The sequence below is a fragment of the Streptomyces antioxidans genome (assembly GCF_000968685.2).
GTDB lineage: Bacteria > Actinomycetota > Actinomycetes > Streptomycetales > Streptomycetaceae > Streptomyces > Streptomyces antioxidans.
The window spans coordinates 1-10,239 of the sequence record NZ_LAKD02000143.1 but is presented as its reverse complement, the minus strand read 5'-3'; the positions used below and the strand labels follow the sequence as shown (position 1 = coordinate 10,239).

Here is a 10,239-nt window from a genome sequence, read left to right as displayed (position 1 = left end):
CCACCGCCGTCAACGGCAGCTCGGCCGGAATGTCGGCCAACACCCCGGCCAGCGCCTCCCGATCCGCCACATCACACGCAACCACCGTCACCCGGGCGCCAGAAGCTGCGAGTTCATCCCGCAACCCGGCCGCACCCGGGGCATCGAGGCCACGACGACTGGTGAGCACCACATGCTCGGCACCCTTGCCGATCAACCAACGGGCCACATACGCGCCCAACGCGCCCGTACCACCCGTCACCAGCACCGAGCCCGCGCCCGGCCGCCAGTCGCGGCCACGCCCGGTCTTGGTGTCGGACATGGCGTCGGTTTCGGCGGCGGACTTCGCGGCGGCATGGGCGGCGGTCTCGGTGGCCCGGGTCAGACGGCGGCCGAAGACACCGGAGGCGCGCACCGCCACCTGGTCCTCGCCCTCGCCACCGGCCAGCACGCCCGCGAGCCGGGACAGCGCGCGGTCGTCCACCGTCTCCGGCAGATCGACCAGACCGCCCCACCGCTCGGCCAGTTCCAGGGCCGCGACCCGGCCCAGGCCCCAGACCCGCGCCTGCCACGGGTCCACCGGACCGTGGTCCGCCCGGCCGGTCGAGACCGCACCGCGCGTGGCGACCCACAGCGGCGCGTCCACGGCCAGGTCACCCAGGGCCTGCGCCAGGGCGGCCGTGCGGAGCAGCCCATCGGTCCCCTCCGCCAGGGACGGCAGCGCGAACACCCCGGCCACCGGGGCATCGGCGACCGCCTCGCGCAGCAGTTCGGCCATGCCCGTACGGTCCCCGGCGGTCAGCTCGACCGTCCGCACCTCGGCGCCGCGTGCGGACAGCGTCCGTACGACACCCTCGGCCAGTGCGCCGTCCGCCCCGCCGTACGTCTCACCGTCGGCCGTCGCATCGGCCGGGGCGACGACCAGCCAGCGGCCGGTCAGCGTCCCCTCGGCGCGGGCGGCCACCGGCTTCCAGGTCACCCGGTAGCGCCAGCCGTCCACGGTGGACCGCTCGCCCTGGCGGCGCCGCCACGAGGACAGCATCGGCAGGACGGCACCCAGCGAGGAGAGCGCGTCGCCATCGGCGTCCGCGTCCTCGGACCGGAGCGTCCCGGCCAGCGCCTCCAAGTCCTCGCGCTCGACGGCCTCCCAGAACCGCGCGTCCACGGAGTCCATGGCCGCGACGACCTCGTGGGCCTCCTCCGGGTCCTGGACCCAGAAGCGCTGCCGCTGGAAGGCGTAGGTCGGCAGCTCGACCGCGCGGGCCCCCGTACCGGCGAAGAACGCCGCCCAGTCCAGGGCGATCCCCCGCGTGTGCAGCGCGCCGAGGGCCGCCATCAGCGCCACCGGTGCGCTACGCCCCTTGCGGAGCGCCGGAACGAAGGCGGCGGCATCGCCGGACACGCACTCCTGTGCCATGGCGGTCAGCACACCATCGGGGCCCAACTCCACGTAGGTGGTGACCCCTTGGGCCTCCATCGTCCGTACGCCGTCGAGGAAGCGGACGGCCTCCCGGACGTGGCGCACCCAGAAGCCGGGGGTGGTGATCTCCTCCGCGGCCACCACATCCCCGGTGAGGTTGGAGACGATCGGAATGCGCGGGGCCCCATACGTAAGCCCCTCCGCGACCTCCCGGAACGCCTCCAACATCCCGTCCATACGCGGCGAGTGGAACGCATGGCTGACCGTGAGCCGCTTGGTCTTACGGCCCCGCGCCTCAAAACCGGACGCGATCGCGACAGCCGCGTCCTCATCACCCGCGACGACCACCGACGACGGCCCGTTCAGCGCGGCAATCGAGACACGCTCGGTCAGCAGCGGCGCCACCTCATCCTCGGACGCCTGGATCGCGATCATCGCGCCACCGACCGGCAGCTCCTGCATCAACCGCCCACGCGCCGCCACCAATTTTGCGGCGTCCGCCAGCGAGAGCACACCCGCCACATGCGCGGCAGCAAGCTCACCAATCGAATGCCCGGACAGGAAGTCCGCCTTCAGACCCCACGACTCAACGAGCCGGAACAACGCCACCTCAACCGCGAACAACGCAGGCTGAGTGAACCCCGTCCGATCCAGCACCGCCGCGTCATCCCCGAACAACACATCCCGCAACGGCCGCTCCAGATGCGCGTCCAGCTCATCGCACACCGCGTCCAGCGCCCCCGCGAACACCGGATAGGCGTCATACAGCTCACGCCCCATCCCCAGCCGCTGACTCCCCTGCCCCGTGAACAGGAACGCCACCTTGCCGCCCTCGGCGACCGTTCCCCGGATCAGCCCGGCCGCCGACTCGCCGCGCGCGAGCGCGTCCAGGCCGGACAGCAGTCCGGCGCGGTCCTCGCCGATGACCACCGCGCGCCGCTCAAGCGCCGCCCGGCCCGTGGCCAGCGAGTGGCCTACGTCCGTGGTGTCCAGCTCGGGGTGGGTGGCGAGGTGGGCGAGGAGGCGTTCGGCCTGGCCGCGCAGGGCGGCCTCGGACCTGCCCGAGAGCACCCACGGCACCGTCGGCAGCTCCGCCACCGGACGACCGGTCGCGGGGGTCTCCTCCGGAGCGGGGGCCGGGGGCTGCTCCAGGATGGTGTGGGCGTTCGTACCGCTCACGCCGAACGACGAGATGGCCGCCCGGCGCGGCCGGTCGAGCTCCGGCCACGGCCGGGCCTCGGTCAGCAGCTCGAGGTCGCCCGCCGACCAGTCCACATGCGGGGTGGGCTCGTCCACGTGCAGGGTGCGTGGCAGCACCCCGTGGCGCATCGCCATGATCATCTTGATGATGCCCGCGACGCCCGCGGCGGCCTGGGTGTGGCCGATGTTGGACTTCAGCGAGCCGAGCCACAGCGGCTGCCCCTCGGGCCGGTCGCGGCCGTAGGTGGCGAGCAGGGCCTGGGCCTCGATCGGGTCACCCAGCGTCGTACCAGTGCCGTGTGCCTCCACCACATCGACATCGGCGGTGGTGAGCCGGGCGCTGGTGAGCGCGTCACGGATGACGCGCTGCTGGGACGGGCCGTTGGGCGCCGTCAGACCGTTGGACGCGCCGTCCTGGTTGATAGCCGAACCCCGGACGACCGCCAGCACGCGGTGGCCGTTGCGCCGGGCGTCCGACAGCCGCTCGACCAGTAGCATGCCCGCGCCCTCGGCCCAGCCGGTGCCGTCCGCCGAGGCGGCGAAGGACTTGCAGCGGCCGTCGCTGGACAGCCCCTGCTGGCGGCTGAAGTCGATGAACGTGTCCGGGGTGGCCATGACGGTCACACCACCGGCCAGCGCCAGCGAGCACTCGCCGTTGCGCAGCGCCTGCGCGGCGAGGTGCAGCGCCACCAGCGATGACGAGCACGCCGTGTCGATGGTGACCGCGGGGCCCTCGAGCCCGAAGGTGTACGCCACCCGGCCCGAGGCGATGCTGCCCGCGCCGCCGGTGCCGAGGTAGCCCTCGAGCCCCTCGGGGACGGCGGTGAGCCGGGTCAGATAGTCGTGGTACATGACGCCCGCGAACACACCGGTCTTGCTGCCGCGCACGGCCGCCGGATCGATCCCGGCGCGCTCGAACGCCTCCCACGAGGTCTCCAGCAGCAGCCGCTGCTGCGGGTCCATCGCCATGGCCTCGCGCGGGTTGATCCCGAAGAAGTCCGGGTCGAAGTCGGCGGCGTCGTGCAGGAAGCCGCCCTCGCGGGTGTAGCTGGTGCCCACCTGGTCGGGGTCGTCGCTGTAGAGCGCGTCGAGGTCCCAGCCGCGGTCGGCGGGGAAGTCGGAGATGGCGTCGGTGGCGCCGATGACGAGCCGCCACAGCTCCTCGGGGGTGGTGACCCCGCCGGGGTAGCGGCAGCTCATACCGACGATGGCGATCGGATCGTCCTCGGTGACGGCCGCCACCGGGGCCGGGGTGTGTACCTCGGCCGGCTCTTCGCCCACCAGCTCGGTCCGCAAGTGGCGCGCCAGGAGCCGCGGGTCCGGGTAGTCGAAGATGAGGGTGGCGGGCAGCCGCAGCCCGGTGACCGCGTTGAGCTGGTTGCGCAACTCGACGGCGGTCAGCGAGTCAAAGCCCAGGTCCTTGAACGCCCGCCCGGAGCCGATGGTCTCCGCACCCGCGTAGCCGAGCACGGTGGCCACCTGCGCCCGCACCAGGTCCAGCAACAGCCGCTCCTGCTCCGGCTCCGACAGCCCGGCGAGCCGCCCGGCCAGACCGGACTCGCCGCCCGCCGCGACCGCGTCCACCGCGCGCCGCGCCGGGCCCCGCACCAGACCGCGCAGCAGCGGCGAGATCGCGGGCTGGTTGCGCAGCGCCGCGAGGTCCAGGCGCATCGGCACCAGCGACGCCTCGCCGACGGTCAGCGCGGCGTCGAAGAGCCGCAGCCCGTCCGCCACCGGCAGCGGGGGCACTCCGGCCCGCCGCAGCCGGGTGAGGTCGGCCTCGTCCAGCGTGTCGCCCATGCCGCCACCGGCCCACAGGCCCCACGCCAGCGCGGTGGCCGGGAGGCCCTGGGCGGCGCGGTGCTGGGCGAGGGCGTCCAGGAAGGCGTTGGCGGCGGCGTAGTTGCCCTGACCCGGACCGCCGAACACCCCGGCGGCCGAGGAGAACAGCACGAACGCCGACAGGTCGAGGCCGCGGGTCAGCTCGTGGAGGTTCCACGCCGCGTCCACCTTCGGGCGCAGGACGTGGGCGATGCGCTCGGGGGTGAGCGAGCCGATCACACCGTCGTCCAGTACGCCCGCGGTGTGCACGACCGCGGTCAGCGGGTGCTCGGCGGGGACGGTGGCGAGGGCCGCGGCGAGGGCGTTTCGGTCCGCCGCGTCGCACGCCGCCCAGTGCGCGTTCGCGCCCAACTCGGCCAGCTCGGCGGTGAGTTCTGCCGCGCCGGGTGCCTGGGCGCCACGGCGGCTGAGCAATAGCAGATGCCGTACGCCGCGCTCGGCCGCCAAGTGGCGGGCGAACAGGCCACCGAGTGAGCCGGACGCTCCGGTGACCAGCACCGTGCCGTCCGGGTTCCACGCGGGGGGCATGTTGTCGGTGGTGGTCGCGGCACGGGCCAGGCGTGGCGTCTTGAGGACGCCCTGCCGCACCGCGGCCTCGGCCTCGCCGCTGGCGAGCACGGCGGGCAGCGCGGCCCGCGAGTCATCATGGCCGTCGAGGTCGATGAGGGTGAAGCGGTCCGGGTTCTCGGACTGTGCCGAGCGCAGTAGGCCGCGTACGGCGGCGGCTGCCGGGTCCGGCACCGGCTCGCCGGGGGTGGTGGCTACGGCGCCGGAGGTCAGCAGGATCAGGCGGGAGTTGGTGAAGCGGTTGTCGGCCAGCCAGGTCTGGAGGAGGTGGAGGGCTTGGGTGGTGGCGTCGTGTGCCATGGTGGCGGGCGAGGGGGTTTGCCCCACCCCGCCCCTTCCCACAACGTGGGGCTCCGCCCCAAGGCCCCGGTCCTCAAGCGCCGGACGGGCTGGAGATGTCGCATCCGGGCCTTCGAGTGCCGCGCCGTCCGCGTGCGGGTGGGGACGCCCTCCGGGCGTGTCCTCAAACGCCGGACCGGCTTGAACTACCGCACCCGGGCCTTCGAGTGCCACACCCGAACCTTCAAGTTCCGCGCCATCCGCATGCGGGTGCGAACGCCCTCCGGACGTGTCCTCAAACGCCGGACCGGCTTGAATAGCCGCACCCGGGCCTTCGAGTGCCGCGTCGTCCGTGTGTACGGCCGCACGCCCTTCCGGCGTGTCCTCAAACGCCGCCTGGTGCGTCAGGTTCACCACTACCTGGTCCGGCAGTGGCGTTCCGGAATCGATGGCCTTGGCCAGTGCGGTCAGGTCCGGGTACGCCGTGGCGGTCAGTCCGAACGGGTCCGGGCCCAGCACCGCCCACTGGGCGTCGCGCGGCGCACCGGCCGCGTCGGGAGGTGCGGCCGTTGTCCACTCCACGCGGTACAGCGACTCGTGGTAGGCCGTGCGCGCGTTCTCCAACTGCTCGGCCGAGACCGGGCGCAGCGCCAGCGAGTCCACGGCCGCGACCGGTGCGCCGGTGGCGTCCGCGAGTTCCAGCCGGACGGCGTCGCCGCCCACGGCGGCCATCCGCACCCGCAGCGTGGCCGCGCCGCTCGCGTACAGCGACACCCCGGTCCAGGCGAACGGCAGTCGCCCCTCGGTCTCGGTGCCGCCGAGACCGGCCAGGCCGAGCGCGTGCAGCGCGGCGTCCAGCAGCGCCGGGTGCAGCCCGAACGCGGCGGCCTCCTCGGCCGTGCCCTCGTCCAGCGCCACCTCGGCGAACACCTCGCCACCTCGCCGCCACGCCCTGCGCAGCCCCTGGAACGCGGGGCCGTACGCGAAGCCGACGCCCCGCAGCTCGGCGTAACGATCGCCGACCTCGACCTCGGCAGCGTCCGCCGGAGGCCACGCGGTCAGCTCGAACGACGCCTCCGGCCCACCGCCGGACGCCAGCACACCGGACGCGTGCCGGGTCCACGGCTCCTCGGCCGACAGGTGCTCGGCCCGGGAGTGCAGCTCCAGCGGGCGGCGGCCGGTGTCATCGGCCGCGCCGACCCACAGCCGCAGCTGGGCCCCGCCGTCCTCGGCCAGCACCAGCGGCGCTTCGAGGGTCAGCTCCTCAAGCACCTCGCAGCCGACCTGGTCACCGGCGCGGACCGCGAGCTCCACGAACGCGGTGCCGGGCAGCAGCACCGTGTCCATGATCGTGTGATCGGCGAGCCACGGATGCGTGGACAGCGCCAGCCGCCCGGTGAACAACACCCCGTCCGCACCGGGCAGTTCGGCGCTGGCACCGAGCAGCGGATGCCCGGCCCGGCCGAGTCCGACCGCCGCCACATCGCCCAGGAAGAGCGACGAGACCTTCGGCCAGTAGCGCTGCCGCTGGAAGGCGTACGTGGGCAGCGCGGCCAGCTCCTCCGGCGCCAGCCGGGCGGCGCCGGTCCCTGCGTAGAAGGCCGCCCAGTCCACCGCCACGCCACGGACATGCGCCCGGGCGACTGCCGTGGTCAGTGCCTCGGCCTCGGGACGGTCCTTGCGCAGCGCGGAGACGAACCCGGCGTCCTCACCGGTCACGCAGTCCTGCGCCATCGCGGTGAGCACACCGTCCGGGCCCAGCTCGATGAACGTGGTGACGTTGCGCTCCTCCAGCGACCGTACGCCGTCCAGGAAGCGGACCGCCTCCCGGACGTGGCGCACCCAGAAGTCCGCCGTCACGATCTCCTCGGCGGAGACCAGCCCGCCCGTCAGGTTGGACACGATCGGGATGCGCGGGGCCTCGTACGACAGCCCCTCCGCCACCTCGCGGAACGCCTCCAACATCCCGTCCATACGCGGCGAGTGGAACGCGTGACTGACCGTGAGCCGCTTGGTCTTACGGCCCTGCGCCTCGAACGACGCGGCGATCTGTACGGCCGCGTCCTCATCACCCGCGATGACCACCGACGTGGGCCCATTGAGCGCGGCAATCGACACCCGCTCATTCAGCAGCGGCGCCACCTCGTCCTCGGACGCCTGGATCGCGATCATCGCGCCACCGACCGGCAGCTCCTGCATCAACCGCCCACGCGCCGCCACCAACCGCGCCGCATCCGCCAGCGAGAGCACACCCGCCACATGCGCGGCAGCAAGCTCACCAATCGAGTGCCCGGACAGGAAGTCCGCCCTGAGACCCCACGACTCAACGAGCCGGAACAGCGCCACCTCAACCGCGAACAACGCGGGCTGAGTGAACCCCGTCCGATCCAGCACCGCCGCGTCATCCCCGAACAACACATCCCGCAACGGCCGCTCCAGATGCGCGTCCAGCTCATCGCACACCGCGTCCAGCGCCCCCGCGAACACCGGATAGGCGTCATACAACTCACGCCCCATCCCCAGCCGCTGACTCCCCTGCCCCGTGAACAGGAACGCCACCCGGCCACCGGCCACCGAGCCCCGCACGAGCCCGGCCGCCGTGCGGCCCTCGGCGAGCGCCGCCAGGCCGGACAGCAGCCCGTCCCGGTCCTCGGCGACCAGCGCCGCCCGCTCCTCGAAGGACGAGCGGCCCACGGCCAGTGCGTAGCCGAGGTCGGCCGTGCGGAGCTCGGTCCGGGCGGTCAGGTGGCCGTGCAACTGCTCGGCCTGGGCGCGCAGTCCGTCTTCCGTACGGGCCGAGAGCAGCACCGGCAGGGCGGCCCCGCCCTCGTCGGCGTCCTCGACAGCCTCGACGGCGTCGGCCGCCGGGGCCTCTTCCAGCACCGCATGGGCGTTGGTGCCGCTGAAGCCGAACGACGACACACCCGCGCGGCGCGGACGGCCGTTCTGCGGCCACTCACTCGCCTCCGTCAGCAGGGCGACCGCGCCCGTCGACCAGTCCACATGCGGGGTGGGCTCGTCCACGTGCAGGGTGCGCGGCAGCACCCCGTGCCGCATGGCGAGGACCATCTTCATCACACCCGCGACACCCGCCGCGGCCTGCGTATGACCGATGTTGGACTTGATGGAGCCGAGCAGCAGCGGCTGCCCCTCCGCCCGGTCCTGGCCGTACGTGGCCAGCAGCGCCTGGGCCTCGATCGGGTCACCCAGCCTGGTGCCCGTGCCGTGCGCCTCGACCGCGTCCACCTCGGACGCCGACAGCCCCGCACCCGCCAGCGCCTGCCGGATCACCCGCTGCTGCGACGGACCATTCGGCGCCGTCAGACCGTTCGACGCACCGTCCTGGTTGACGGCCGTGCCGCGTACGAGCGCGAGCACCGGGTGGCCGTTCTTCCGCGCGTCCGACAGCCGCTCCACCAGCAGCATGCCGACGCCCTCGCCCCAGCCCGTGCCATCCGCACCGGCCGCGAACGCCTTGATCCGGCCGTCCTCCGCGAGCCCGCGCTGACGGCTGAAGTCCACGAACACACCGGGCGTGGACATCACGGTCACACCGCCCGCGAGCGCGATCGAGCACTCGCCGCCGCGCAGCGCCTGGATCGCCGAGTGGAGGGCGACCAGCGAGGAGGAGCAGGCGGTGTCGATGGTGACCGCCGGGCCTTCGAGACCGAAGGTGTAGGCGAGGCGGCCCGAGATCACGCTGGCCGCGTTGCCCGTGCCCATATGGCCTTCGAGGCCCTGCGAGTCGCCCAGCAGCAGGGACAGATAGTCCTGGCCGTTGGTGCCGACGAAGACTCCGGCGGCGCTGCCGCGCAGCGTGGCCGGGTCGATCCCGGCCCGCTCGAACGCCTCCCACGACGTCTCCAGCAGCAGCCGCTGCTGCGGATCCATGGCAAGCGCCTCGCGCGGCGAGATCCCGAAGAACGCGGGGTCGAAGTCGGCCGCGTCCCGCAGGAATCCGCCCTCGCGGACGTAGGAGGTGCCCTCGACGTCCGGGTCCGGGTTGTAGAGCGTCCGGAGGTCCCAGCCGCGGTCGGCGGGCATGTCCGAGATGACGTCCGTACCGGACACCAGCAGCCGCCACAGCTCCTCGGGGGTGCGCACACCGCCCGGGAAACGGCAGCTCATCGCCACGATCGCGATCGGATCGTCGTCGGCCGCCACGCCCGCCACGGGCGCCGCCCCGCCGCTGGCCGCCGCCTGCCCGCCGAGCAGTTCGGCGAAGAGGTGGTCGGCGAGGGCGAGCGGTGTCGGGTAGTCGTAGATGAGGGTGGCGGGTAGCCGCAGATCGGTGGCGGCGTTGAGACCGTTGCGCAGTTCGACGGCGGTGAGGGAGTCGAAACCGAGCTCGCGGAAGGCCCGTTCGGCGCTGATGTCGGCCACGTCGGCGTGGCCGAGGACATCCGCGACATGGGTCCGTACGAGATCCAGCAGGGCCCGGTGGCGCTCCGCCTCGGGCAGGCCGAGGAGGCGGCGCGCGAGTGCGGAGGCCGTCTCGGCGGGTGCCGCCTCGCCGGTCGTGGCGACGGCGGCCTGGCGCACCTCGGGCAGATCGGCCAGCAGGGGGCTGGGACGGCCCGCGGTGAAGCCCGGCGCGAACCGGTCCCAGTCGACGTCCGCCACGGTGACGGCCGCGTCGCCCAGGTCGAGGGCGCGCTGCAGGGCGTCGATCGCGAGCTCGGCGTCCATCGGCGGCATCCCGGCGCGGCGCATCCGCTGCTCCAGCGCGTCGTCGGCGGCCATACCGCCCTCGGCCCACGGGCCCCAGGCCACCGAGGTGGCGGACAGCCCCTCGGCCCGGCGGCGCTCGGCGAGCGCGTCCAGGAAGGCGTTCGCGGCGGCGTAGTTGGCCTGACCGGCGGCGCCGATCGAACCCGCGAACGAGGAGAACAGCACGAACGCGGACAGGTCGAGGCCCCGCGTCAGCTCATGGAGGTTGGCCGCGGCATCCG

Annotated in this window: 1 protein-coding gene; it reads right to left on the bottom strand. The window is 73.6% G+C overall.

All coding sequences use genetic code 11. The features are described 5' to 3' along the window. Positions 1-10,239 (bottom strand): type I polyketide synthase (locus VT50_RS36450; RefSeq protein ID WP_143645335.1); only part of this gene is annotated, 10,239 nt, incomplete at both ends.